The organism is Paludisphaera borealis (assembly GCF_001956985.1).
In the GTDB taxonomy this organism is placed as follows: domain Bacteria; phylum Planctomycetota; class Planctomycetia; order Isosphaerales; family Isosphaeraceae; genus Paludisphaera; species Paludisphaera borealis.
The window spans coordinates 4,649,041-4,674,092 of record NZ_CP019082.1; the positions used below are offsets into that span (position 1 = coordinate 4,649,041).

21 protein-coding genes are annotated in these 25,052 nt (G+C 67.2%); 5 read left to right on the plus strand and 16 right to left on the minus strand.

What is annotated here, in order from left to right; genetic code table 11:
* The first annotated feature begins 41 nt into the window (after positions 1 to 41).
* Positions 42 to 1,760 carry a SpoIIE family protein phosphatase gene (locus tag BSF38_RS17995; protein WP_145952205.1) on the plus strand — a complete coding sequence of 573 codons (1,719 nt, stop codon included), beginning with the start codon at positions 42 to 44 and terminating at the stop codon, positions 1,758 to 1,760.
* 13 nt (positions 1,761 to 1,773) lie between these two features.
* On the opposite strand, the gene BSF38_RS18000 is transcribed toward BSF38_RS17995, so the two are convergent.
* The 7 genes from BSF38_RS18000 to tilS form a co-directional block, all read right to left on the minus strand.
* Positions 1,774 to 2,691, minus strand: a complete 918-nt coding sequence (locus BSF38_RS18000) for an NlpC/P60 family protein (protein WP_237170511.1) — start codon at positions 2,689 to 2,691, stop codon at positions 1,774 to 1,776.
* A gap of 82 nt (positions 2,692 to 2,773) precedes the next feature.
* The gene (locus tag BSF38_RS18005) at positions 2,774 to 3,847 is read right to left on the minus strand and encodes an HAF repeat-containing protein (protein ID WP_237170512.1); all 1,074 of its coding nucleotides are present in this window, start codon (positions 3,845 to 3,847) and stop codon (positions 2,774 to 2,776) included.
* A gap of 94 nt (positions 3,848 to 3,941) precedes the next feature.
* The gene (locus tag BSF38_RS18010) at positions 3,942 to 7,184 is read right to left on the minus strand and encodes a DUF3971 domain-containing protein (protein ID WP_076347895.1); all 3,243 of its coding nucleotides are present in this window, start codon (positions 7,182 to 7,184) and stop codon (positions 3,942 to 3,944) included.
* 63 nt (positions 7,185 to 7,247) lie between these two features.
* Positions 7,248 to 8,564, minus strand: coding sequence for an ArnT family glycosyltransferase (locus BSF38_RS18015; protein ID WP_083713054.1), 1,317 nt, complete (start codon positions 8,562 to 8,564; stop codon positions 7,248 to 7,250).
* Between the two features lie 767 nt (positions 8,565 to 9,331).
* Positions 9,332 to 9,778, minus strand: coding sequence for a hypothetical protein (locus tag BSF38_RS18020; RefSeq protein ID WP_145952206.1), 447 nt, complete (start codon positions 9,776 to 9,778; stop codon positions 9,332 to 9,334).
* Positions 9,775 to 9,969: an RNA polymerase sigma factor gene (locus BSF38_RS30785; protein WP_145952207.1), complete on the minus strand. Its 195-nt coding sequence runs from the start codon at positions 9,967 to 9,969 to the stop codon at positions 9,775 to 9,777. Before BSF38_RS30785 ends, BSF38_RS18020 begins: the two co-directional genes overlap by 4 nt.
* Before the next feature lie 211 nt (positions 9,970 to 10,180).
* Complete coding sequence (gene tilS / locus BSF38_RS18025) at positions 10,181 to 11,596, minus strand: tRNA lysidine(34) synthetase TilS (protein WP_076347901.1); 1,416 nt, start codon at positions 11,594 to 11,596, stop codon at positions 10,181 to 10,183.
* Positions 11,597 to 11,648: 52 nt separating this feature from the next.
* Here tilS and BSF38_RS18030 point away from each other — a divergent pair, with 52 nt between their 5' ends.
* Positions 11,649 to 12,602 carry a class I SAM-dependent methyltransferase gene (locus BSF38_RS18030; RefSeq protein WP_083713055.1) on the plus strand — a complete coding sequence of 318 codons (954 nt, stop codon included), beginning with the start codon at positions 11,649 to 11,651 and terminating at the stop codon, positions 12,600 to 12,602.
* A 30-nt stretch (positions 12,603 to 12,632) separates the two neighbouring features.
* On the opposite strand, the gene BSF38_RS18035 is transcribed toward BSF38_RS18030, so the two are convergent.
* The 8 genes from BSF38_RS18035 to BSF38_RS18070 form a co-directional block, all read right to left on the minus strand.
* Positions 12,633 to 13,628, minus strand: coding sequence for a ligand-gated ion channel (locus tag BSF38_RS18035; RefSeq protein WP_083713056.1), 996 nt, complete (start codon positions 13,626 to 13,628; stop codon positions 12,633 to 12,635).
* A 33-nt stretch (positions 13,629 to 13,661) separates the two neighbouring features.
* Positions 13,662 to 14,420, minus strand: coding sequence for a hypothetical protein (locus BSF38_RS18040; protein ID WP_145952208.1), 759 nt, complete (start codon positions 14,418 to 14,420; stop codon positions 13,662 to 13,664).
* A gap of 90 nt (positions 14,421 to 14,510) precedes the next feature.
* Positions 14,511 to 15,440: an SMP-30/gluconolactonase/LRE family protein gene (locus tag BSF38_RS18045; RefSeq protein ID WP_076347907.1), complete on the minus strand. Its 930-nt coding sequence runs from the start codon at positions 15,438 to 15,440 to the stop codon at positions 14,511 to 14,513.
* A 23-nt stretch (positions 15,441 to 15,463) separates the two neighbouring features.
* Positions 15,464 to 16,930 carry a DUF1501 domain-containing protein gene (locus BSF38_RS18050; RefSeq protein ID WP_076347909.1) on the minus strand — a complete coding sequence of 489 codons (1,467 nt, stop codon included), beginning with the start codon at positions 16,928 to 16,930 and terminating at the stop codon, positions 15,464 to 15,466.
* Positions 16,927 to 17,571 (minus strand): hypothetical protein, encoded by a 645-nt coding sequence (locus BSF38_RS18055; RefSeq protein ID WP_076347912.1) that lies wholly within the window; start codon positions 17,569 to 17,571, stop codon positions 16,927 to 16,929. The genes BSF38_RS18050 and BSF38_RS18055 overlap by 4 nt, the downstream gene beginning before the upstream one ends.
* Before the next feature lie 26 nt (positions 17,572 to 17,597).
* Positions 17,598 to 18,545 (minus strand): NAD(+)/NADH kinase, encoded by a 948-nt coding sequence (locus BSF38_RS18060; RefSeq protein WP_237170513.1) that lies wholly within the window; start codon positions 18,543 to 18,545, stop codon positions 17,598 to 17,600.
* Between the two features lie 4 nt (positions 18,546 to 18,549).
* On the minus strand, positions 18,550 to 20,529 hold the full coding sequence (gene dxs, locus BSF38_RS18065) for a 1-deoxy-D-xylulose-5-phosphate synthase (RefSeq protein WP_083713057.1): 1,980 nt from the start codon (positions 20,527 to 20,529) through the stop codon (positions 18,550 to 18,552).
* Entirely contained in the window at positions 20,529 to 21,470 is a 942-nt protein-coding gene (locus BSF38_RS18070; protein ID WP_076347914.1) for a polyprenyl synthetase family protein, read from the minus strand. Before BSF38_RS18070 ends, dxs begins: the two co-directional genes overlap by 1 nt.
* 362 nt (positions 21,471 to 21,832) lie before the next feature.
* On the opposite strand from BSF38_RS18070, the gene BSF38_RS18075 reads away from it, so the two are divergent.
* From BSF38_RS18075 to BSF38_RS18085, 3 genes are all read left to right on the plus strand, one after another.
* A complete protein-coding gene (locus tag BSF38_RS18075) occupies positions 21,833 to 22,450 on the plus strand; it encodes a MiaE family protein (RefSeq protein WP_076347916.1) in 618 nt (205 codons plus the stop codon).
* A 592-nt stretch (positions 22,451 to 23,042) separates the two neighbouring features.
* Positions 23,043 to 23,474 carry a Fic family protein gene (locus BSF38_RS18080; protein WP_083713058.1) on the plus strand — a complete coding sequence of 144 codons (432 nt, stop codon included), beginning with the start codon at positions 23,043 to 23,045 and terminating at the stop codon, positions 23,472 to 23,474.
* Positions 23,475 to 23,940: 466 nt separating this feature from the next.
* Positions 23,941 to 24,417 (plus strand): VOC family protein, encoded by a 477-nt coding sequence (locus BSF38_RS18085; RefSeq protein WP_076347918.1) that lies wholly within the window; start codon positions 23,941 to 23,943, stop codon positions 24,415 to 24,417.
* Between the two features lie 92 nt (positions 24,418 to 24,509).
* Here BSF38_RS18085 and xseB read toward each other — a convergent pair whose 3' ends face one another.
* A complete protein-coding gene (gene xseB, locus BSF38_RS18090) occupies positions 24,510 to 24,929 on the minus strand; it encodes an exodeoxyribonuclease VII small subunit (protein ID WP_076347920.1) in 420 nt (139 codons plus the stop codon).
* Positions 24,930 to 25,052: the final 123 nt, after the last annotated feature.

Genomic DNA, 25,052 nt, shown 5'->3' on the forward strand with positions numbered 1-25,052 from the left:
CGAGCGGCCGGCGCGTGGTCGAGGGTCGGGGAGCCGGCATCATGGTCTTTTCGGAGAGCGTCGGCGCGACGCTGGAGATGATCCGGCACGGCCGGACCGAGCGGGTGATCGAGCTTCGCGGGACCGACCTGCACATCGGCCGGCATCCCCGGGTGGGGGTCACGCTCGACCATCCCAAGGTCTCGCTGTACCACGCCCGGATCGAGCGGCGGTTCGACGGCAGTTACCGGGTCGTCGACCTGATGAGCAAGAACGCGACGCTCGTCGACGGCGTCAAACTCAAGCCGTTCGAGCCGGCCTGCGTTCGCGAGGGGACGTGCATCCGGATCGTCGACTACGATTTCGTCTTCCATGAGCCGACCGCGCGGGTCGGCGGGCCGGGCGAGCCGAGCCGGTCGACGGTCCTGGGGTCGCTCGACGACCTCAGCTCCGAACAGTTGGTCCAGCGTTCGGCGCAGCCGGCCGAGGCGCTTCGGGCGGTGCTCGACGTCGTCCGCGCGCTGGGCGGCGCGTCGGATCTCGACGAGCGGCTGGCGCGCGCGCTCGACGGCTTGATGCTGGTCTTCCCGCTCGCGGATCGCGGGTTCGTGGCGACGGCCGAGCCCGACGGTTCGCTGCCGTTGCGCGCGTTCCGCTGCGCCAAGGGGCCGGCCAACCCGCCGGTCCTGAGCCGGACGATCGTTCACGAGGTCCTCCGAGGCGGCAAGGCCTTGTTGATCAAGGACGTCCTGTTCGACGAGCGGTTCAAGGACCAGGAGAGCGTGGCCGCGTCGATCCGCACCGCGTTGTGCGCGCCGCTGCGGGGGCGCGACGGCCAGCCGATCGGCATGATCCAGATCGACAGCGTCACCCTTCGCTCGGGCTTCCGCGACGAAGACCTCGACCTGCTCGCGGCCCTGGCGGTGCCGATCGGCGCGGCGATCGAGAACGACCGGCTCGTCATGGAGCAGGCCTCGTGGGCGGCCGCGCGGGAGATCCAGCTCGCCCTCCTGCCCAGGAGTCGTCCCACGATCCCGGGCTACACGTTCTGGGAGTGCTACCGCCCGGCGCAGGAGGTCGGCGGCGACCTCTACGACTATATCGCCGTCGAGGATTTCGAACCGGGCGACTCGGACCCCGGCCGCGTCCACGTCACCGACCCCGATCGCGATGCGGACGGCGTCCGCTGGTGCGTGACGCTGGGCGACGTCGCCGGGCACGGCATGCCCGCGGCGATCCTCATGGCCCGGATCTGCCCGGAGGCGCGGCTGCTCGTCCGGGCCGGCTACGCGCCGACCGACGTCCTGGCTCAGGTCAACCGGCACTACTATGAATCGGGCCTTCAGAATCGGTTCGTGACGATGGTGCTCGCCGAGATCGACCCCCGCGCGCACCGGCTGAAGGTCGCCAACTCCGGCCATCCCAGCCCACTGGTCCGACGCGCCGCCGGCCGCGTGGAGGAACTCGAATGCCCCGGCGCGGGACCCCCGCTGGGCGTGGTCCGCGACGCCTCCTACGAGTCGGCCGGCTTCGACCTCGCGCCCGGCGACGTCGTCGTCCTGTTCTCCGACGGCGTCAGCGACGCGGTGAACCTCCGCAACCAGTCGTTCGGCGTGGCTCGACTCAAGGCGCTGGTCGGCCAGACCACCGGGGGCGCCGCGGAAGTCGGCGAGGCGATCCTCGCGATCGTCCGCGATCATATGATTGGGCGTTCCCAGCTCGACGACCTCACCATCGTCTGCTTCGGCCGCGACGCGCTGGAGCCGGCCCCGGGGGCGTGAGTCTTCGTCGCGGTCACGGCCTTTCCTCGAAGAGACGGTGCGCATGGCTGGCGCGACGGTTGTACCAGGACGATTTGCGATACGGCCGAAGCTGGACGCCGCAGGGGATCGGCCGGCCGTCGTCGTCGTTCACGCCGCCGCCGTGGCTGTCGATCACCAGCGGAACGCCCGACGGCGATCGGCCGATCGGTCCGACCCAGATCACGACGTGGCTGACGTGCGGGTCGCGCTCGTGGCGGATGTATACGAGATCCCCGGTCCGCAAGGTCTTGATCCGCTCGTCGTAGCTCTCGGGAAGTTCGACGCGATGGACGCGGATCTCCCTGCCGTGATTCCCTTCCAGCGCGTGTTCGAGCGTCGCCTGGCGACCGACGTCGCTGTTCAGGTGGATGCCGAAGCCCTGGTTGTAGACGAAGCTCGTGAAGTTGCTGCAATCGAAGCCCTTGCCATTGCCGCCGGCGCAGGTGTGAGTCCAGGGCCAGCTCGCGGGTGGGTTCCAGTCGGGCAGGTGATGGTGCTGATAAGCGTAGCCGAGGAACCGGATCGCCTCGGCGATCACGCGCTCGCGCTTCCAGTCGACCGACCGGCGGTCGAGGCCGGGAAGGGGAGGATACGTCCTCGGCTCCGGACCCCAGCCGTGAAACCGCCTCTCCACGCCCTTCGAATACCACTCGGAATGCGGGATCGACGCCTCCAGCCGCGGGTCGCCGCGCTCGGTCGACAGCAGGTCGTCGATCAGGTCCGGGATCGGATGGCGGAACTCGACGCCGTAACTTCCACTCGAGGCGGCCGGCTGAGCTTGCGCTCTGGCCTGCCAGTCGACGCCGGGTATCGACACGCCGCAGAAAACCCCAGCCGTCGCCAGCAGCGTCGCCGCGAGCGGGAACGCTCCGGTCGAGAACCGGGGGTGGGAGGGGGAGGGCATGGTCATCGAGGTCGGCCCTGTTCGCGAGAAGGATCGTTGAGGCGTTGATCTCAACGATCCTAGTACGCGAATTCGACCTGGGCCCTCGTCACGGCGTCTTTTCAGGCTTCGTGGCTTCCTCTTCTTCTTTTTCGAAGACGCCGGCGATTTGACCGGCGTCGTTGATGGCGGTGGCGGAGACGAAGTACGGTCCGCCTTCGTCCAGGATGCGGAGCCGGCCCGCTTCGTAGACGAACGCGTTGGGGCCGACCTTCGAGCCGTGTGGGCCGTCGATCTGGCCGACGACGACGCCCGCGTTGTTCACGGCGTTGGCCATCGAGTGCTCATAGCCCTGGGGTTTGTGGAGCTGCTTCACGCCCTCCTCGGGGGTCCAGACGACGGCGTGGGTGCGGCCCTGGGGGTCTTCGCGACGGCCGACGACCATGCCCGCGTTGTTGACGCCGCGAGGGATCAGCCCATTGGGCTCGTCCGAGAGCGTCTCGTGCCTCCAGACGCCCGGGGCGGTCTCGGTCCAGAGGGTCGGAAGCCCCTTCTGGACGGCCGCGAGCCGCTTGCCGTCGTCGCTGATCGCCAGGACGTTCGAGCCCAGAGCGTCGGCGTCGGGGACGATCACGGTCTTCCAGCTCTCGCCTTCGCCCTCGCCGACGCGCTCCCACAGGCAGCCGCGGAGGCGGTAGTTGCCGACCGAAAGGCCGCTGATCCGGCGGCCGTCGCGGCTGATCCCGGTCGCGAACGAGGCGGTGTCGCCCTCGGGCGCGCCAAGGCCCCGGATTCCCCTTTGCCGGTCCCAGACGTACGCCTGGTTGCGGAGGTTGACGAACACGTTGGGCGGCGCGGGCTTGCTGACGCGGCCGACGACCACGCCGTCGTCGCTGAGCGCGGCCGGGAAGTTCGCCGTATAGCCTTTCAGGAGCGGCAGGGGGGTGATCTCCGTCCCCCTGGCGTAGATCGGCGCTTCGTAAAGGATGTCGGGGTTGCCGTTCTCGGGCATCCACTGGAAGCCGACGATCTGACCATGGGTGTTGATCCCGGTCGCCTCGATCGCCTCGCGCTTGGGGGTGACGATCGAGTAGGGCTTGACCTTGGCCGGCTCTTCGGCGGCTACGGTCCCCAGCAGGCTCAGGCCGACGACGATCGCGTAACGGATCGGGTGCATCATCATTCGAGGTTCCTCCTGTTTGAGAGGGTACTACGATACCGCGTCGGTCGTGAAGGGAAAGCGGCCGACCGCCGCGATTCGGGGCGGAATTCCGCCGTCAATCGCGGTTGCGACGGTCGCCCAGCCGCGGGAGCTGGGGGCCGGGGGCGAGCTTGACGCTGGGCTGGGGCTGGGTGAGGGTCCCCTTGATGTGGACGCTCATGAGCTGGCCGGTGGCTCCGCGGAGCAAATCGGTGAAGATGGGGACTTCGAACCGGCCGCGGCCGTAGACCGGTTCGAGCCGGAGGTCGAGGTTGTCGAGCGGGTCGCGGGTCCCCTTGCCCTGGAGGCTGAACGCGGGGCCGGTGAGCTTGATCGAGTTAAAGGTCGTGAACCCGTTGACGATCTGGAATTCCAGGTCGGCCGAATCGAACAGGGCCGTCTTGTCGCCGCCTCGCGGCGAGGCGCCGGGGGAGAGCGTCTCGTTGATCCCCCTGAAAAACCGGAGCATGACGGGAAGCTTGCCGATGTCCCCCTCCCTGATGCTCCCTTTGCCATTGCCCTGCATGCTGCGGATGTCGGAGCCCAGGCCGTTGAATTCGACCGCCGCGTTGACGACGCCGCTGAACGACTGGCGGCCCGGGAGGCTGCGCGCGTACTCCTGGAGGTCGGCTGCGGTGAGGCTGAGCGACGTCTTGTAGCGGGGGGTGTCGTCGAGCGTGATCTCGCCACTGCCGAACAGCTCGCCGCCGAGCAGCTTGCCGCGGAGGCTCTTGAGCCGCGCCACGCCCCCCTGCACGTCGATCGGGCCTTCGAGCTGGGTGATCTGGAGGCCGGCGAAGCTGACGCTCCCAAGGTCCATGATCCCGTGGACTTCGAGCTTCTCGCCGTTGGACTTGCCCGAGACGTCCTTGAGCGAGCCCTGGATGTGCTTGAGCGGGATTCCCGCCTCGATCGAGTTGTTGATGAAGAAGACGTGCGTGTGGTCCCAACTGCAGAAGGCCAGGTCGTCGGGGCGGCCCGACCAGCCGATCTGGAGGTTGCCCCGGGCGGTGAACGGATGGCCGTCGTCGAGTCGGTGGGCGAACTGGGCCATCAGAGAGGGCATGATCCGCCGGAGGTCGGAATCGAGCCGTATCCCCTGGACCCAAAGGTCGCTGACGGCCAGGTCGAACTGGCCGCTGTCCTTGACTTCGACCTGGCCCTCGGCGAACTGGACCGGGGTGCCGTGGAAGCGGAAGTTGACGTCCCGCATCGCCACCTTGCCGTTGACGAACTCGAACTGGCCCATCGCGTTGTCCATCCGCAGCTCGATTTTCTGGCCGGGTTCGACGCCTGGCTCGGCGGTTTTGGGCACGACCAGCCGGATGCCCGACTCGGGCCGGGGCGAGATGGTGATCCGGGTGTTGTCGGGGGTGTGAGGCTGGATGTGGACCTCGGCCGTCACGTCGCTGGAGCCCGACGGGTTGATGATCGCCCACGACTTCTGCCAGGCCGCTTGCAGCGACTTGCGGAGGTCGTCGTTGAACGGCAGGTTGGCGGCGGCGATATCGAGGTCGATCTTGAGCGGCGGATCGCCGTTGGGCAGGTCGGGGCCGGGCAGCTTCTCGATCCTCCCCGCGCCGGTGATGAGCGCCTGGCCGTTCCGCCCCACCATCTTCGAGAACACCCAGAGGTCGGGGTGGATTTCGAGCCGGCCCGAGAGGTTTCGCACGGTGTACGGCAGCTCGTCCCAGGTGATCTCGCACCGCCCGTTGAGGTCGAGCACGGCGTCGACGGCGATCTGACCCTCGGGGTTGACGTTGGGGCCGACCAGCGGCTTGCGGAAGATGTGGGCCTTCCCCTTGACCGCGCCGGCGGGATTGAACCGGTCGACCCAGGGGCGAACCTCCGGGGGCAAGGCGCCGAGGAAGGCCTTGTCGATGGGGACCGACTCGGCCTCGATGTCGAGCTTCACCACGGCGTCGGGACCCGGGTCGTCGATCGTCCCGGTCATCCGCGCCGGCTTGTCGCCGACGGGGCCCTGGAGGTCGACCGTGAGCTGTCGCTTCTCGAGCTTCAGGGTTCCGTTGAGGTTCTTGAGCGGGTAGGGAAAGTGACGGTAGACCGCCGCGACGTCCCGGCAGTGGAAAGTCGCCCCCACGCCGATCGGCCCCCCCGGCGTCCTTCGAAGCAGGGCGACCAGGGCGTCGACCCGCCCTTCGGGTTTGAAGACGTCCCACAGCTCCAGGTACTCCGGCGGGGTCCGGTCCTTGACGCGCTGGTCCAGCTCCAAGCCGAGGACGTCGACCTGGAGGTCGAGCGGGGCCGTCTCGGGGTCGCCGACGCCCATCGTCCCCTTGGCGCGAACCGTCGTTGAGCCGTTGCCCCCCTCGGCGTAGTCGATGGTCAAGACGCCGTTCTTGACGCCGACCTTGGCCGACAGGCGGTTGATCGGGAACGGCAGCTTGGGGCATTCGCAGACCCCGTTGTGCAGCAGCGCCTGGACGTCGTAGTCGAGCTTGGGCTTGGTCGTCTCGCCGGGTCGGTACGCCAGCTTCTTCAGCTCGAAGTCGATCTCGCCGCTCTTGAGGGCCATCGCGTCGAACGACGGGCCGAACTCGGCGGGAAGCCGTCGCCGCACGGTGTCGGAGAGCGTCAGGCCGTACAGCCCTCCCTTCACGTCGGCGTCGCCGGCGACCGCGTCGATGGTTCCTTCGAGCGAGAGCCGGCTGAACATATCGCCTTTCGCCGATCCGTCGAGCCGCAGTTGCGTGGCGTTGACAGCCTTCACGTTCAGCGTGACGTCGCGGAGGATCGCCGAGGCGACGTCGCGCGGGGCTTTCGGCTGGGCGTCGCCGACGGCGGCCGGCGGACCCGAGCCCTCTTCCTCATCGCCGACGAGTTCGATCTTGCCGTTGAGGATGACGACCGGCGGCGGGTTCTCGATGACCGTGACCGGCCAGGGGTTCGCCAGCAGGTCCTGGACGTTCCACACCCCGCTCTTGCGGCGGCGGAGCCGCAGCGTCGGGTGGCTGACGGAGACCTCGGTGACTTCGTGCCGCCCATTGAGGAGCTGGGTGGCGTCGAAGCGGACCTGGAGCCAGGGGATCTCAAGCGTCGTGAACGACTGGCCGTCGATCATCTGTCGGACGTGGACGTTGCGGACGACCATCTTACCGTGGAGCAGCCGGGACTCGACCTTGCCGATGTCGACGATCGCGTTGGGCAGGAACGGGATCAGCTTTTGCTTGATGATCCGGGACACGGTGTCGCTGTCGGTGACGAACGCGTAGGCGATCCAGGTCGCGGCGGCCGTGAGCGAAGCGCCCAGGATCACGCTCCAGATCAGGAATTTCAACACGCGCCGACCGAATCGCATGCCGCGCCTCCCCCTTCTCGTCCGCCTTCACGCCCCGGAAATCGTTCGTAAAGAATCTTATGATTATGCGACTGCCGTCAAGCGCGGCGGCCGGACCATCCCGACGCACCGGACCAGGCCGACCGCCGCCAGGCCCATCGCCGGGACCTCGCCGGGCGTCCGGTACCGCATCGAGCTGGCGAAGATCATGTGCAGTCCGCTGAAATAAAGGATCGGCCCGGCCAGCAAGATCCAGGCCCGCGGATCGGCCCTCAGGGTCCACAGACCGAAGGCGATCAGCCCGAGCAGCGGGATCATCACGACCGCGCTCGCGACCGTCGCCAGCGGCGAGCGGGCCCCCTCGGCGTTGGGCCAGGGGCTCCAGTACCGCGCCAGCTTCACCAGGGCCAGCTCCACCGCCCGCCGGGGCTCGGCCCGGACGAACGCCTTCGCCCGCCGCGTCAGCTCGGCGTCCTGGTCGCGCTCGTCCATCGGCCAGACGTCGGGATCGGCCAGGAATCGCATGTCGCTTGCCCCGTTGGCTTTAGGGTTGAGGCCGTCGTAGAGGCTCGCCCCCATCCAGAGGGCCGTGGGGACGAACTGCCCGTAGATCGTCGCGTTGCGATACCACCAGGGACCCATCATCGCCGCGAAGCCGGCCGCCGCGATCACGACGCCCCGGACCGCCGGGCCGATCGACCGTCCCGCGAACCACCGCCAGACCAGCCACGCGCCGAGCATCGCCGGGACGAACAGGACCCACGACGGCCGCGTCAGCACCGCCGCCCCACTGGCGCACCCGACCGCCAGGGCCGCCCCGATCGCCGTCCGGCCGCCCGACTCCCGATCCCAGAGCACCGCCATCCCCCACAGCGAGACCAGCATCAAGGGGACGAAGACCGCCTCGGAGAGCAGCACCGCCGACATCAAGATCATGTACGGATGGACCGCCGTCAGCCCCGCGGCGATCGCCGGGCCCTTCGATTCCGTCCCCAGCACCGACCGGGTCAGCCGATGCACCAGCCAGACGGTCAGGGCGCCTAGCACCGCCTGCGCCAGCCGGGCGGCGATGGGACGGTCGCCGGCGATGAATTGGCAGCTGGCCAAAAAAAGCGGGTAGCCGGGGGTCCGGAGGGCGAAGTGGGGGATGTCGCCCCATTCGACGATCTGGTAAAGCTCGCCCTGGCGAATCGTCTGGGCCAGCTTCCAGTAGTAGTCGGCGTCCGGGAAGACGCAGACCCCGGGCCGGCCGGTCCGCTGGACGTACCACTCGACCGCGTCGGCCGCCACGATCCGCAAAAATAAGCCGACCTCGACCGCCAGCAGCAGCCACCCCGGCCGCGATGAACCGGCGTGGGCGGATTGCGGTGGTTGTGGGGATTGGGGGGGTGGTTTAGACATGCGGCCGCTCACTCACGAGACGTGGAAGGACCCCATCCGTCGGGCCTGGCCGTGTTCAAGGCCGGGATCGTAAGCCAATCCGCCCCGACCGTCAACCGGAACGCCCGAGCCCGGAAATTGGGTTCGATCGCGCGCCGCAATCGAAGCTGATTTCGCGCTTAAGGCCTGAATTTGCAAAATGTTGCGGGGTTGATCGCGATTGGCTTCGATCGGCCGAAAAGAGCCCGTGCGAGCGAGCCTCGGCCCGCCCTCTCGGGACCCGAAACCGAAGCCGCGCCACCCATGCCGGACCTCGGACCTCCCGGATCGAGCGCGGCTCTGACAATTGGGTTCGATCGCGCGCCGCGAAGGAATCCGGTGCTGTTCGTAAGTCTCGATACTGCAGAAGGTTGCAGGTTTGAGTTCGGTTGGCTTCGATCGCGCGGTTTTCCATCGCCCCGTCGGTGCGGGCGTCTCCAGGTGGCTGGGGAGGTGCAAAGCGACGCCCCAGGCGCGGACGCCACAACCCGTCTCCAGGGCGTTCAGCCCCAGCCCCTCAGCCGGTTCGCTGGCGGATTGGGTCCGTTCGCGCGCGAAGACCGACCGGAGGTCGGCTGTTACGCCGTTCACCTAGCGGGTTGATCGACGCTGGCCGATTGGCTTCGATCGCGCGGAAAAGCGCTCTCTGTCGCTCAACTAACGTCCGAATTGACAAAGACCGAAGGGCGTCGAGAGACTCCCCCAACTTAATGTACTCCGGGCTGGCACGATTGTTTGAGGTGGAGAGGCTACTTCGGCGATTCGTGCCGTTCGATCGGCCCAAAGCCGAAATCGGTTTTGCCGTCCAGCGTGCCGCCGTCGTCCAGGCCGTCGCTGCCGACGGAATAGACCTTCCAGCCGTCCGGCGGTTTCTTGACGTGCAAGGGCTCACCGTTGAACGGATCGATCGTCGCTTCCGCCGGCAGGTCGAGGTTGTTGATGTCCGGTGCATGATCGTCTCCGCCCTCGCGGGCTTGAATGGCGTTGAGGACGAGGAGCGAGCGGAACAACGCGCGGCTGCGTTCGGCCGCCTGCCTGGTGCTGACCAGTGACGGGTCGAGGAGCGTGACGAGAGGGCGCAAAGGATTCGGCAGGCACCCGCGAGATGAGTCCGAATACTTCCGGGAAACCGCCTCTGAGTAGGGCCTCGACGTGCTCTGCACGTGGTGATCGAAGAGATCCAGAAAGCGGATCATGACGTCGTTCGTGAAGACCTGCGGTGGCCAGAAGCCGGATCCGAACAAGTCTCCTGCAACACGTCGTCGGCGTCGGCCCGCGTCCCCAGCCGGACGACCAGAAAATGGTGGACCCGATCGGCGCAGGCGTCGTACAGCTCGGCGAACGCCTCCTGGTCACCGCGAGCCAACCGTTCCGCTCGTTCGTCCATCGCCGCTCCGCATCGATTCACCCGCCTTGGCCGTCGCGTCTGCAGTAAAGACCTTCCAGGATGGCGGATTTATTGGAGGTCCATTCGGCGGTTACGGGATTTGCTTCGCTTCGCCTCGGTTTACGCCGTAGCGAGCTTTGCCCGTCAATCCTTAACAGCGGTGCGCCTAATTGCTTAAGGCGTTGGCGCGGCCGTTCCGCTCGACGACTGTTCAGGCTTTCTGTTCCCACCTCAACCCCAGCCGGCGGGTGGTTCGCTCCGTCGTCTTGACGCGGTCGGCGATGCGGTGGGGGACGACCCAGAGGATGCCGGATTGGTCGCAAAGCAGGGGGACCGCGCGGCGGTGCGATGGCGGCACGCGGCAGGCACGGAGCAGGTTGCGGAGGGGGACGCGGCGGCCCGACATGCCGAGCGGGGCGAACAGGTCGCCGGGGGCGGGGGGGCGGACGATCAGGGGGAAGACGACGCGGTCGAAGTCGATCGTCTCGTCGTATGACGATGCGTTATTGACGATTTCGGCCGTGAGCCGGCCGCCGGCCCAGGCGACGTCGACGGCGCCGGGGGCTTCGAGGGCGACGGGAGAGATCGAGTCGAGGGGGGCGGGCTCGCGATCGCGTTCCAGGAGGATCACGTCGGCGTCGACCCGCAGCGCGACACCTTCGCCGATGTGGATGACGCTCGGGCGGCCTTCCTTGATGCGTTCGGCGATGCGCTGCCAGCGGCCGGCGGTCATGGCCATCTCGGGCCATCCGACGGCGAGCCAGGCGCGGCGGACGATTTCGGCGATCACGAAGGGCGAGTGCGCGACGAGGGCGCGGCGGTCGAGGACGATCCGGTCCGGATCGATCGAGCGGACGGCGGCGGATTCGATCGGGCGAATGAGCGAGTCGAGGGCCTCGCGTTCGGCGGCGGCGAGGGTGCCGAGGCGTCCCAGGGCCGCGACGATTTGCGGGTTGTACTCGGCGGCAAGCCGGGGAAGCAGCTCGTGGCGGATTCGGGCGCGGGTGTGGGAGACGTCGTCGTTGGTGGGGTCTTCGCGACAGGTCTGGTTCAGGCGGACCAGCTCGTCGCGGATCTCTCGGCGGGTGACGTCGAGCAGCGGGCGGACGAGGGCGACGGCCGGCCCCAGCGCGCGGCGGGGGGGGATTCCGGCCAGGCCGCGCGGGCCCGAGCCCCGGAGGATGCGGTGAATGATCGTCTCGGCCTGGTCGTCGCGCGTGTGGCCGACCGCCACGAAGGATGCGCCCCGGGCCTTGGCGATCTCTCGAAGCCACGCGTACCGCGCGGTCCGGGCGTCGACTTCGAAGTGCCCGGCGCGGGTCGGCCGCCAGTTGCCGAGGTCGAACGGCAGGCCGAGCGATCCGGCCAGATCCTCGACGAACCGGGCGTCGTCGCGGGCCTGTTCGCCGCGCACGCCGTGGTCGAGGTGGGCGACGGAGAGCCGCAGGTTCAGCTCGGGCGCGAGCCGATGGAGTACACGGAGCAGGCAGACGCTGTCGCCGCCGCCGGAGACCGCGACGACCCAATCGGCCCCGGCGCTCGATTCGAGCCAGCCCGCGATCCGTCGCCGCACGGGTTCCAGCCACGCCGGACGCCCGGTATCATCAAACGCTCGATCCTCCGGCATGCACACCCCTCCCGCAGAATACCAGAATCGGCGACGAACCGTTGAGAGCGCGATGCCTGAACCCGCTTTGAACCCGGAGTTGATCGGCCTGCTGCGATGCCCGCGATCGGGGGCGAGCCTGCGCGTCGAATCCGACGAGTTGGTCTCGGCCGACGGGAGTTGCCGCTATCCCATCCGCCAGGGCGTCCCCCGGCTGGCCGGCGAGGCGTACGCGGAGAGCTTCGGCCGGCAGTGGAACCGCTACGACGTGGCCCGGACCGAGGAAGACGAGGCGACCTTCGAAGCCAAGACGGGCGTCCATCCCCGCGACCTCGCTGGCCGCCTGGTCCTCGACGCCGGTTGCGGCGGAGGCCGGTACGCGCGGCTGGTCGGAAGCCACGGCGCGAAGGTGCTCGGCGTCGATCTGAGCACGGCCGTCGACAAGGCTTCCGCGCTCTGCGCTGAGCTTCCCAACGTCCAGATCGCTCAGGCCGATCTACTCGATCTGCCGGTGGCCGAGGCGGCCTTCGACCTCGTTTTCTCGATCGGCGTCCTTCACCATACGCCCGACCCGCGCCGGGCGTTCGCTCAGATCGCCAAGCGGGTCAAGCCCGGCGGCCGGCTATCGGTCTGGCTCTACCGCAAGAACACGCCGCCTCAGGAATGGCTCAACTCGAGCATCCGCGCCGTAACGACCCGGACGCCGGCGCGCGTCCTCGAACCGCTCTGCGCGGGCCTGGGCGTGCTCGGAAGCGTGCCGGTCGTGAACCGGACCCTGAACAAGCTCGCCAACTTCTCCGCCCATCCCGACTGGACCCTGCGCGTCTGCGACAACTTCGACTGGTGGGCGCCGAAATACCAGTCGCATCACACGGTCGCCGAGCTGTCCTCATGGTTCGCCGCCGAGGGCTTCGAGGAGATCGCCGAGTTGCCGCCGGAGAAGTCGGGCGGCCTCTACCGATGGGTTTATGAGCACGACCTGATCATCGGCAGCGGCGTGAACGTGACGGGCGTGAGGCGCGGGTGAGGCGCCCTGGAGGAAGGGCGTGGGTCGGTTTCATGACGCCAAGGCGAGCACGAAGCTCAGGCCGACGGCGAGGAGATAGGCGACGGGGTAGAGCACCCGCAGGGGCCTCTGGATCTTGAGGGCCGATGGGACCGAGCCCGCCGCGACGGACCGATGGACCACGGCCACGCCAATCGTCGCGGCCGTCGCGGACAGGAAGCCGATCATCGCGTGCCGGTCGATCATGGTGAGGTAAGCGACTTTGGGCACGGCGAAGTCGACCGAATAGCCGAACGCCAGCATTGCGATCAGGGTGGCCATGCACGTGCTGATCTGGGGCTGGAGGTTCGTCGGTTCGAACCAGAAGACGAGCGTGGGAAAGAGGGCGAGCAGGGTCAGCGGCAGCAACACCCTCCAGACGTAGAACGTCGACCGGCGTTTCACGCGCACCAGGTATTCCATGACGGAATACTCGTCGCCGCCTGGGCGGTACCGGCGCGACTTGATCTGGTAGTTCTGCTTCAGGAGCGACCAGTCGGTGACGAACACGTCGTCGTGCAGGTGCATTGATTCGGGCAGCGGCGTGAACTGGACTTGCGACTGGTCGCTGGAGAGCGAGAGCCGGACGACCAGGTCCTGGGCGTCGAACGGGAATCTCCGGAGGTCGAGCGGCGTCGAGAACTTGACGCTGACGATCGATCGGCTCGTGACCCAGCCGTCGGGGGCGACCTCGATCCTGGGATCGCCGTGCGGCTTGGGCGCCTCGGCGGCGTTGTCGAAGTTGAGTCTGGGGGTCCAGATTTTGCCGTCTCCGGCCCCGTGCGCCAGGCGGGGGTCGCGCCAGCGCAGCTCCAGGTGGGCCGTAACGTCAAAGCTTTCCTCGCGAGCCGTGATCCGGCCGAAGTCGACGATGTGGAACCCGATGCCGACCTCCACCGGTCGCTCATCCTCGACGGGAGGCGGGTTCGGACCGCCGACGATCCAGGCCGAGTCCGCCGCCGCCGAGAGGGAAACCACCCCGGCCGTTATCCACAAGCTCCACATCATTCCGGACCTCGCTGGTCACGACAACTTGCTCACTCATGTTTCTTTAGAACACGAACGAGCCCGCGTCACGTGGGACGACGTCCTCAAGGTCGGCCTCCCCGCGGTTGACCAGGAAATCCAGGACTTCTGCTCTGAAGGTAGCTCCGCGAGGGCATGCCCGCGAGAGGCCCCGACTCCCATTTTCATGAGGTCGGTTGTCGCCACGGCGTCGTGATGGTTTGTATTCGGGGCCGCGCGACGGCTGGCGATCGCCCCTCGTTCCACCTTGAATTCGACGGCCTTCGAGGTGAGTGTGAGCGGCGTGGGCTCCTGGCGGTCGTCGTAAACGACTTCCAGCGCGTATTGCTTGCCCGATTCAAGCTGATAGTGGATGGCGACGTCGACCTCCGCTGTCGCGCGATGGGACTTTCCAGGTGCGATGACGATCGGCCTGTTCCTGTCTCGGCCTCCAGCCGGCGCGAAGGCGTTCCGACACCCCATCCCTTTCGCCGTCAAGGGGGGCGAATTCCCCGCCTCGTCCTTGACGATGATTTTGTGATTCAAACAGAAACTGCTGTCCCAGATCGTCAGATCCCGTCCGCCCTGATTCTTGTACACGATCTCCGGGATGATCTTCTCGCCGCGCTTGCAGGTCGTCTTCGGGAGACCGACGAGCAGCAGGCATTCGGCCTTCTTCGGCTTCGCGTCGGTGCCCGACGAGTCAGCCGCCTTCGGTGCATCGTCCGATCCGAAGGCCGGGAAGGCGTAGAATGCAACGGCGATCGCCAGGCATACGAGGGGACGATGCATCACGGTTAGCCCTTCGTTCGCAGTCTTACGTGGACCTCGAGAGCTTAACGTTCGCCGCGCCCTCTTCTTGGGAGGTCGTCCGGTTTCGACGGCTTACCCGCGTGGCTTGGAAGGGTGCTGGCCCGTCATCGTCGTCGGGATTCGGTAAAGGCTTTTGCCGGCCATGATGTAGAGGGTCTTGGAATCGGGGCCGCCGAATTCGACGTTGGCGGGCGGTTCGGGGGTGGGGATGACGCCCTGGACCTTGCCGTCGGGGGTGAAGACCCAGACGGCCGCCTTGTCGCGGGTCCCGGCGGTGGCGACGATTCGGCCGTCGGTCGTGACGGTCATGCCGTCGATGCCCCGGCCGTCGCCGAAGTCGTAAAGCACGCGCGGGTTCGAGGTCGCGCCGGCGGCGTCGAGGTCGACGGCCAGCAGCACCCGGCGCGCGGAACCGTTGTCGGCGATGTACAGCGTCTTGTCGTCGGGGCTGACAACCAGGCCGTTGGGCTTCTTGGCCGAGGTTTCGAGCCGGGTGACGGCGCCGTCCGGGTCGACCCGGAAGACGGCCTCGAAGTCCAGCTCGCGGGGCTCGTCGCCGACGTACCGGGGATCGGAGAAGTAGACCCGGCCCTTCGAATCGACGGCGACGTCATTTGGGCTGTTGAACCGCTTGCCTTGCCAGCGGTCGGCGAGCGTGCGGACCGTGCCGTCGGATTCGGTGATCGAGATCCGCCGATTGCCGCCGGTGTTGGCCCCCTCGGCGACGATCAGCCGGCCCTTGGGGTCGAAGATCAGGCCGTTGGCCCGCCCGCTCGGCTCGCGGAAGACCGTCGTCTTGCCGGACGACGGGTCGAACCGCATGATCCGGTCGCCGATGTCGGAGAACAAAATCGCCCCGTCCGCCGCCAGCGCGCCCCCCTCGGTGAACTCTCCCTCGCCCCAGAGCTTTTCCAACCTGGCCGACGGCTCGACGACCGGGGTGGCGGCGTCATCGGCGGGGAACGCGGCGAGGATCGCGAGCAGGAACGACGAGACGGTCATGTCGGGGAACTCCGATGGATGGATCAGGAAAGGACGTCCTTGACGACGTGGCCGTGGACGTCGGTCAGCCGGCGCTGGGCGCCGTTGTTGTAGAAGGTGAGGGCTTCGTGGTCGAGGCCCAGCAGGTGGAGGATCGTGGCGTGGAAGTCGTGGACGTCGACGACGTTCTCGACGGCCTGGTAGCCGAAATCGTCGGTCGCGCCGAAGCTGAACCCGCGTTTGACCCCCGCGCCGGCGAGCCAGGCGGTGAAGCCCTTGGGGTTGTGGTCGCGGCCCTGCGCGCCCTTCTGGAAGGTCGGCATGCGACCGAACTCGGTCGACCAGACGACTAGGGTGTCGTCGAGCAGGCCCCGGTTCTTGAGGTCGATCAACAGCGCGGCGGCGGGCTTGTCGAGGATCGGGCCGTGGCGGTCGTAGTCCGATTTGATCCGCCTGTGGCCGTCCCAGTTCAGGATGCCCTCGCCCATCGCGAACGCGCCGTTGAACACCGTGACGAACCGAACCCCGCGCTCGACGAGGCGGCGGGCGAGCAGGCAGTTGCGGCCGAAGCCGGCGAGGATCGGGTTGGCGTCGTCGAGCCCGTACAGCGACTTGACCGCCGCGCTCTCGCGCGAGAGGTCGCCGACCTCGGGGGCGCTGAGCTGCATCCGCGCGGCCAGCTCGTAGGCGGCGATTCGGGCCGACAGCTCGGTGTCGCCGGGGTTGCGCGCGAGGTGCTCGTCGTTGATCAGCCGGATCAAATCGCGGGTCGCGCGGTCGTCGTCGGGGTTGATCTTCTCGGGCCGGGCGAGGTGGCGGATCGGCCGGTCGGCGTTGAACGACGTCCCCTGGTAGACGGCGGGCAAGAAGCCGTTGGTCCAGTTCGCCGGCCCCTGCTGCGGGTCGCCGCGCGGGTCGGGGATCGCCACGTAGGCCGGCAGGTCCTGGTTGTCGGTCCCGAGCGCGTAGCTGACCCACGCGCCGATGCTCGGAAAGCCTTCGAGCGTGAACCCGGTCGACATGAACATCTCGCCGGGACCGTGGGTGTTGGTCTTCGAGGTCAGCGAGTGGAAGAAGCACATCTCGTCGGCCAGCTCGGCCAGGTTCGGCAGCAGGTCGGAGACGTACTTGCCCGACTGCCCGCGCGGCTTGAACTCCCAGGGACTCTTGGCGAGCGCGCCGTTCTCGCCCTGGAAGGTGATCAGCTTGTCCGAGCCCGGCATCGGCTGGCCGTGCCGCTTGATCAGCTCGGGCTTGTAGTCCCAGGTGTCGAGATGGCTGACGGCCCCGGTGCAGTAGATGTGGATCACCCGCTTGGCCTTGCCCGGAAAGTGCGGCTTCTTGGGCGCGAGCGGGTTTTTCGATGCGTCCGTCGGCTCGCCGGCCAGCAAGCCTTGCTCGGCTAAAAGCGCGCTCAACGCGATGCCGCCGACTCCCGTCGCCATGTGCGACAAGAACCCGCGACGATCGAGCAAGTGACGGCCCAGCGGCGCGTTGTGAGGGAAGCTCATGGCGTGGCGTCCTCGGTGTGGGGCAGCGGGAGAGGCTTGGGGCCACCGGCGTCCAGATCGCGATCCCAGAGCGGGTGGGCCCGCGCGGCAACCTCGGCTAGCTCGGCGATCGCCTGGATCAGGTCGCCGAATGTGGCGATCGGGCGAGTGTTTAACATTCGCTCAATTTCATTTTCGTCGACGCCCAGGTTTTTCGCCAGCCTATAGGAAAAGTCCTCGGCGATCCACGGCTCCAGGTCGGAGAAGTGGAGATCCTCTTCCAGCCGATCGGTCGGCCGCACCCAGTTTCCGCCGAACCTCCCCAGGCTCTCGGAGGCCAGGGAGCGCGTAGTGTGTACGGTGTTTTTCAACGCCTTCTCGTCGACCTCGCCGGCGCAAGGCAGCAGCTCGATGAACGCGTCGTCCGACAGGGCGGGGCGCCGCTGCAACCTCCAGAGATCGACTCGGTATCGGGCCGCAGTCGCCGCGACGAGCATGAAGAGAAGGCTCATCGCGGCGAAGCATCCGAGGAACAATCCCATCGTGACACGATCCCAGACGTTGCCCGTGTGCGACCAGAACGAGGCCGCGCAGGAGCCCAGGAAGAAGACGATCGCGGCGACGATCAGCCGGCCGGCGACGCGGGATCGTGCGGGGCTCATGATCGGTCTCCTCGATCCGCGTGTCCTTACGACCTCGGCCCGCGGTCGCCGGCGGGGTAGGCGCCCCAGCCGAGCTTGTCGCGGAGGGTGCGATAGAAGCTGTGGCCGGGGAGGCGGACCATGGGGAAGGGGGGATTGCCGCGGCGGATGGTGACCCGGTCGTCGGCCTGGAGCGGGATCTGGACCTGGCCGTCGATCACGAGGAGCATCGCGACCCCCTCGCCCTGGGGGACCAGCTCGTAGGTCTTATGGCCGCCGTCGACCAGCGGGCGCTGGGTCAGCGTGTGCGAGCAGAGGGGGGTGATGACGAACATGTGCGCGTTGGGGGGCAGGATCGGCCCGCCGGCCGAGAGGCTGTGCGCGGTCGAGCCGACGGGCGTGGCCACGATCAGGCCGTCGCCCCGGTAGCTCATCACGCTCTCGCCGTCGATCGACAGGCCGATCTCGACGATCCGGAAGTACGGCGCGGCGCGGATCACGGCGTCGTTCAAGGCGCGGAACTCGCGGGTCGGGCCGCGCGTCGAGGTCACGGTGCAGGCCATCGTCATCAGGTTTTCGATGGTGAACCGGCGCTCGGACAGGTCGGCCAGATGCAGGCAGAAGGTGGCGGGCGTGAGGTCGGCGAGGAAGCCGAGGCGGCCGGCGTTGACGCCGACCACGGGGATCGGAGAGACCCCCATCCGCCGGACCGTGTGCAGCACGGTGCCGTCGCCGCCGACCACCACCGCGAGGTCGGCCGGCAGGCTGGAGAGGTCGGAGTCGGCCGAGAGGTCGACGCCGGCCAGCGCGACGCCGCCGCAGGCCTCGATCTCACGGGTCAGCACCTCGACCTGCGTCCGCACCTCGTCGCGCGTGCCGTTGCCCAGGATCATGAGCCGCAGCGGCAAGGCCAACGAATGCGAGACGAACTCGGCGAGGGCCTTCTCCATCGGAATCTCCAGCCCGGGGCCGACTTCGTCGGCGACGTCGCTCATGGCTTCATCCGCGACCCGCCGGGGCGGGCGCGACGCCGTTCTGGCGCGCGGTCGTGGGATCGGGTTCGGGCCCCAGGTCGGTGAAGTCGAGGCCGACGGCGCGAGCCAGTTCGAGCGCGGCGCGGGTGACGCCGTCGACGTCGAGGCCGACCTCGGCGAGCTGCTCGTCGCGTTCGGCGTGGAGGATGAACCGGTCGGGCAGGCCGAGCCGGCGGACGTGGGCGGTGGGGAGCCCGGCGTCGTTGGCGGCTTCGAGCACGGCCGAGCCGAAGCCGCCGGGCAGGCAGCCCTCCTCGACCGTCAGCACGAACGCGGCCTCCTCGATCGCCTTGCAGATCGTCCGGCTGTCCAGCGGCTTGATGAACCGGGCGTTGATCACGCCGACTTGCAGGCCGTACCGCTTATGGAGCCGTTCGGCGGCTTGCAGGCAGGCGCCGAGCTGGGCGCCGCAGGCCACGATCATGCCGTCGGTCTCCCAGTCGATGATCTCGGCCTGGCCCAGCTCGATCGGCTGGACCTCGCGCTCGACGGCGTGGAGGTTGGCCCGGGGGTAGCGGATCGCCGTCGGCGAAGTGTGCGCGAGCGCGAAGTCGAGCATCGGGCCGACGTCGCGCTGATCGCCGGGGGCCATCACGACCATGTTCGGGAAGATCCGCAGCGAGGCGATGTCGTAGCTGCCGTGATGGGTCGGACCGTCGGCGCCGACGAGCCCCGCGCGGTCGAGGCAGAAGACGACCGGCAGGTTCTGGAGCGCGACCTCCTGGAAGATCTGGTCGTACGCCCGCTGGAGGAACGTGCTGTAGATGTCGACGACCGGCCGGGCGCCGGCCTTGGCCATCCCCGCCGCCAGGGCGACGGCGTGGCTCTCGCAGATGCCGACGTCGAAGAACTGCTTCGGGAACGACGTGCGGAGCTTCTGGAGCTTGTTGCCCTCGCACATGGCGGCGGTCAAAACCACCACCCGCGAGTCGTCTCGGCAGACGTCGAACAAGGCCGCGCTGACGGCGTCGGTGTAGGTCTGGCTGGTCGAGATCTTGAGCGGGACGATCCCGTCCTCGGCCTTCATGAACGGCGCGGGGGCGTGGAACTTGACCGGGTCTTTGACGGCCGGCTCGAAGCCGTGGCCCTTGTTGGTCAGGACGTGGAGCAGGATCGGCCCTTCCATCGCCTTGACCTTCTCAAGGTACGTGCGGACCGACTTGAGGTCGTGGCCGTCGATCGGGCCGAGGTAGGTGAACCCCAGCTCCTCGAAGAGCATCCCGTGGTGGAGCGAGGCCTTGACGGCGTCCTTGAACTGCTGGAGCCAGCGATCGGCCGTCTCGCCGACCAGGGGGATCGTCGGCAGGACCGATCGGACCCGCTTGTTCCAGTCGTTGTAGGTCGTCGACATCCGCGCCCGGTCGAGCGCGTTGGCGATGCCGCCGACGGGGGGGCAGATCGACATCTTGTTGTCGTTGAGGATCACCAGCAGCTTGGATTGCGAGCCGCCGGCGTGGTTGAACGCCTCGAAGACGATGCCCGACGGCAGCGCGCCGTCGCCGATCACCGCGACCGAGTGGCGGTCGGGCCGACCCATGATCTCGTCGCCGAGCTTCAGGCCCAACGCCGTCGAAGGCGCGCAGCCGGCGTGGCCGGTCATGAACAGGTCGAAGGGGCTCTCGGCCGGGTTGGGGTAGCCCATCAGGCCCCCCTTGGTCCGGATCGTGTGCAGCTCCTCGGCCCGCCCGGTGATCAGTTTGTGAGGGTAGATCTGGTGGCCCGTGTCCCAGATCAGGCGGTCCTCGGTGAAGTCGAAGGTCAGGTGGAGCGCCAGGCACAGCTCGACCACGCCGAGGTTGCTGGCGAAGTGCGCGGCCCGTCGTCCCACCACGCCGATCAGTTCGCCGCGCATCTCGTCGGCGAGCTGGTCGAGCTCCTTGTCGGACAGCTTCTTGAGGTCTTCCGGAGCGCCGATCCGGGCCAGAAGCGAATCGGGGCTGAGCATTAAGAATCCCTTTCCAAAAGTGCCAGCGCCAGGTCGCGGAGGCGTTCGCCCCGCGCTTCGAGTGGAGCCAGCGCGGCGACCGCCTCGTGGGCGAGCTGCCGGGCCCTCGTCCGACTTCCCTCGACCCCCAGGAACCGGGGGTACGTCCATTTCCCGTGTCCGGAGTCTTTCCCAACCCGCTTGCCGAGCTTGGTTTCGTCGCCTTCCACATCGAGCAGGTCGTCGATGATCTGGAACGCCAGGCCGACCGCCTTGCCGTATCGCTCCAACGCCTCGCGATGCGAATCCGAGGCCCGCGCGATCGCGGCGCCCATCTGCAACGGGGCCTTCAAAAGCGCGCCGGTCTTGCGGCGGTGGATCGCCTCGAGTTCGGCCAGCGAGCCCTCCTCGTGCTGATCGAGCGCCCGATGCTCGGCCTGGAGGTCGGCCATCTGGCCGCCGACCATGCCGTCGGGGCCCGACGCCTCGGCCAAGATCCGGACGCAGGCCAGGGCCGACGAGTCCGGCGAGACCCCCTTGGCGATCAACTCGAAGGCCAACGTCAAAAGACCGTCGCCCGCCAGGATCGCCGTGGCCTCGTCGTACGCCTTGTGGCAGGTCGGCCGACCACGTCTCAGGTCGTCGTCGTCCATCGCCGGCAGGTCGTCGTGGATCAACGAGTACGTATGCACCAGCTCCAGCGCGCAGGCCGCGGGAATCGCCGCTTCCCAGCTCCCCCCGCATGCCTCGGCCGCCATCAGGCAAAGGACCGGCCGCAGCCGCTTGCCTCCGCCTAGCACACTGTAGCGCATCGCCGAGGCCAGGCGCTCGGGACGCCCCGCCGACGGGTCGGCCTCGGGACGCGGCAAGTACGCCGCCAGCGCGTCCTCCACCCGGCGACGTTGCAAGTCGAGGTGCTCGCCGAGAGTCGACGCGGTCAGGGGTTCTGAACAGCTCGTCATAGGAGAAGTTGTTACACCGCTAGGCAAGAACACTCGGGCTTGGACGATCCGCCAAGCATGACGACCACCCCGGAGGCTTCCATCCCCCAACACCCGGTGCTCGTTGCTATTGTTGACATTCCCCCCCAGAATGTCCACATGACTGCCCCCAAAACTTTGTCACGCAAAGCTGCGGCGGCCGCCCGGCCTTAACCGTTTGCCGTGAAGCACGATAGAATGGAGAGGATGCGCAAAGGTTGCGGCGATTCCGAGCTTTCTAGGGGACGTGACCAGGGGCGTTTTCGGTCCGACGCCTCATGCATCCCGCGATGTGACGGACTTGGGTTGGGGCTGATTTCGGCCGTCTTTTCCGTGGATAATCCATGACTCAGGTCTTATGCCTTGACGACTTGCCGCTGATTTTGCGAACGCCCGACGCCTGGGCGGAGGCGGCGCTCCGGGAGCCGTTGGCCCTTCTGAACGACCACGCGTACCTCGAAAAGAAGGCCGCGGCCAACGCGCTCGAGCTGTTGAACCGATGGCCCGAGCCCGCGTATCCGGACGCCTGGACGAGCACGCTGGCGGCCATCGCCAACGATGAGACCGCGCACCTGAATTCGGTGGTCCGCCTGCTGGCGAGGCGCGGAGGGCGGCTTGAACGGACGCATCGCAACCCGTACGCCAACGCGCTGCGGAACCTCGTCCGCAAGGGCGAGGGCTCTTACGAGCTGGTCGACCGTTTATTGATCTCGGCCCTGATCGAAGCCCGCTCGTGCGAGCGGTTCGTGCTTCTCGCCCGTTGCAGCCGCGACCGCGAACTGGCGCGGTTCTATCAGCGTCTGGGCTCGTCGGAGCTGGGCCATTACCACGTCTTCCTGGTCCTGGCCGGCCACGTCCTCCCTCAAGCCGAAGTCGAAGCCCGCTGGCGCGACCTGCTCGCAGCCGAATCAACGATCCTCGCCGCCCAGTCGCCAGGGCCGAGGATGCACAGCGGGTTTTAGAGCGGTTCACCTTTGAGTTGCGCACAGCCGGGTTATCCGGAAGACCGCATTACTTTAGGGGCGTCCCTTGTGGGCGCCCGAATTGCGGGGGTCGCCGCAGTCGCCGACGCCGATCGGGCGCCCACAAGGGACGCCCCTACGTGCGCAACCCAGACGCAAACCGCTCTAGCTGGGCGGGAGGAGAATAATGAATAATCACGGCTGGAGAGCCGTCTTGATCGTGGCCTATGGATAAGGCAGGGGGGCGTGTCCGGATGCGCACCTGCCTCTCGACGTGTGATTTCGATCCGAATGGAGGGGTCGATATGCCTCCTCAAGTGCCACAGCAAAAGATCCCGTTCCGGATTCTTCGCGAGGCGATGCTCAAGGCTCGAAGAATCACTAGCATGCTCCAGCTCAAGTGCCACAGCAAAAGATCCCGTTCCGGATTCTTCGCGAGGCGATGCTCAAGGCTCGAAGAATCACTAGCATGCTCCAGGGCACGATGAGCCTGGAAGGCCAACGGCTCGATAAGCAGACTCTTCGCGAGATGACCAAGCGGTCCGCTCGCGACTTCCTCGCGCTTCGTCGTTGACAGAGTGAGCGGCCGATCATGGCAAAGGTGATTTTTGAAGATCTGCTTCCCGGCGAAACTCCAATCGACGACATCTCCGGGCTCAAGGTGGAAGGTATTTCCACCCGAGCCCAGTTGAGTGTCTTGGAGAGCGAGAACATACGGAAGGCCCTGTTCCAATACTTCGAGGCGACTCGCGCCATCGCCGGATTCGACCTGGAATGGGCGAAGACATTGCATCAAGAAATGTTTGGCGATGTGTGGAGTTGGGCCGGCCGCTTTCGCCGGTGCGATCTCAATCTGGGATGTGCGTGGTCTCAAATTCAGGAAAGAACATATAACCTGTTCGACGACCTGCGATTGTGGGAAGAACAGGGGCGGGATTTGATTGAACAGGCTTCAGACCTTCACCACCGGTCCGTGCAGATTCTCCTTTCATCAATGGGAACGGCCGTTGGGCTCGCATGTTGACCAACATCTGGCTCATGGTGCATGGCAGCCCGGACGTCGCTTGGCCGGAGCAATCGATTGGTTCAACCAGCCCCGCGCGCAAGGATTACCTCGACGCCTGGAAAGCCGCCGACCTTGGGGATCTTGATCCGCTCGTCCACATGCATCGAGCGAATCTTCGGAAGATCCAGTCCAGGTGAACCGGCCATGACTCTTCCGCACGAGTCCGGAATTCGATCCCGGATCTCCCCCTGAATCCATTCCACGCAGTGCCGACGGAATCGGTTCCGTCGCCTTGACGGCCGGTGGACGCGATTCGTCATCCTTTCCGAATCCGCATGAGTCCATGCGAAAAATGCGGTTCCTTCCTCCGGAATTACTGTACAGGCGTTGACAAAAAGTCGATTCCTGGTTTACTCACGGAGTCGGCGTGAATCCTGTTCATGTGGACAGGGTGAGCCGGCGTCGTTTCGACGGGAGGAATACCATGGTGAAGGCGATTCCGGACGGGTATCACGCGATCACTCCGCACCTGGTGATCAAGGGGGCTTCCGAGGCGATCGAGTTCTACAAGAAGGCGTTCGGCGCGGAGGAAATCAGCCGGATGCCGTTCCCGAGCCCGGACGGGCAGGTGAAGATCGGGCACGCCGAACTCCAGATCGGCGACTCGAAGTTGTTCCTTGCGGACGAGTTTCCCGACTACGGCGCGACGGGCCCGAACGGGCATTCGCCCGTGACGATCCACCTGTACGTGACCGACGCCGACGCCACGTATAACAAGGCCGTCGAGGCGGGCGCAACCGCGACCATGCCGCCGGTCGACGCGTTCTGGGGCGACCGCTACGGCAAGCTGGTCGACCCGTTCGGGCACCACTGGTCGATCTCCACCCACAAGGAAGACCCGACGCCCGAGCAGATGCAGGAGCGGATGGCCGCCATGATGAAAGAGCAGCCCTGCGGGTAAAGCTCGCGTTGCCGACGAACGATCTCGCCGATCATGGACCGACGCCCGGGAGAAGCCACATCTCCCTCGCGTCGGTCCTGGCGTTTTCCGGCTCAGAAGGGCGGATCGAAGCGATCGTATTCCGGCTCGGCCTGGACATCGGGCTTGGCCTGGATTTCCGGTTCGGGCGCCGGCTCGGGTTTGGCGACGCGACGGCGACGGGCCGGCTTGGGGACCTCCTCGCTGTCGGCTTTTGGCTTGGGTTTGGACGCGACGGCGGTGTCGACGAGGGTCGCGGCGGCGTCGAACGGGATCGTGACGGCCTCGCCGTCGTCGTTGACGCCGGTCAGGATCGTCACCGATCGCTCGGCGCGTTCGAGCAGGCCGTAGCAGCGGCCCAGCAGCGCGACGCCTTGTTCGTACTTGGCCAGGGCCGACGACAGCTCGGGCTCGCCGCGCTGGAGGGCGTCGACGATCTGTTCGAGCTGTTCGAGGGCGGCTTCGAAGCGGATTTCCGGTTCGTCGTCGGGCATGGGCGGGGCGTCGCAGAAGTAGAGGGAGGGACGGGCCGAAGCGGCCTTCGGGGCCGCCCGTCCCCCACCTTATCCGCTTCCGGCCGTCGGGCCAAGAGTAGCCGTCCGGCCGGTTTGACGGTC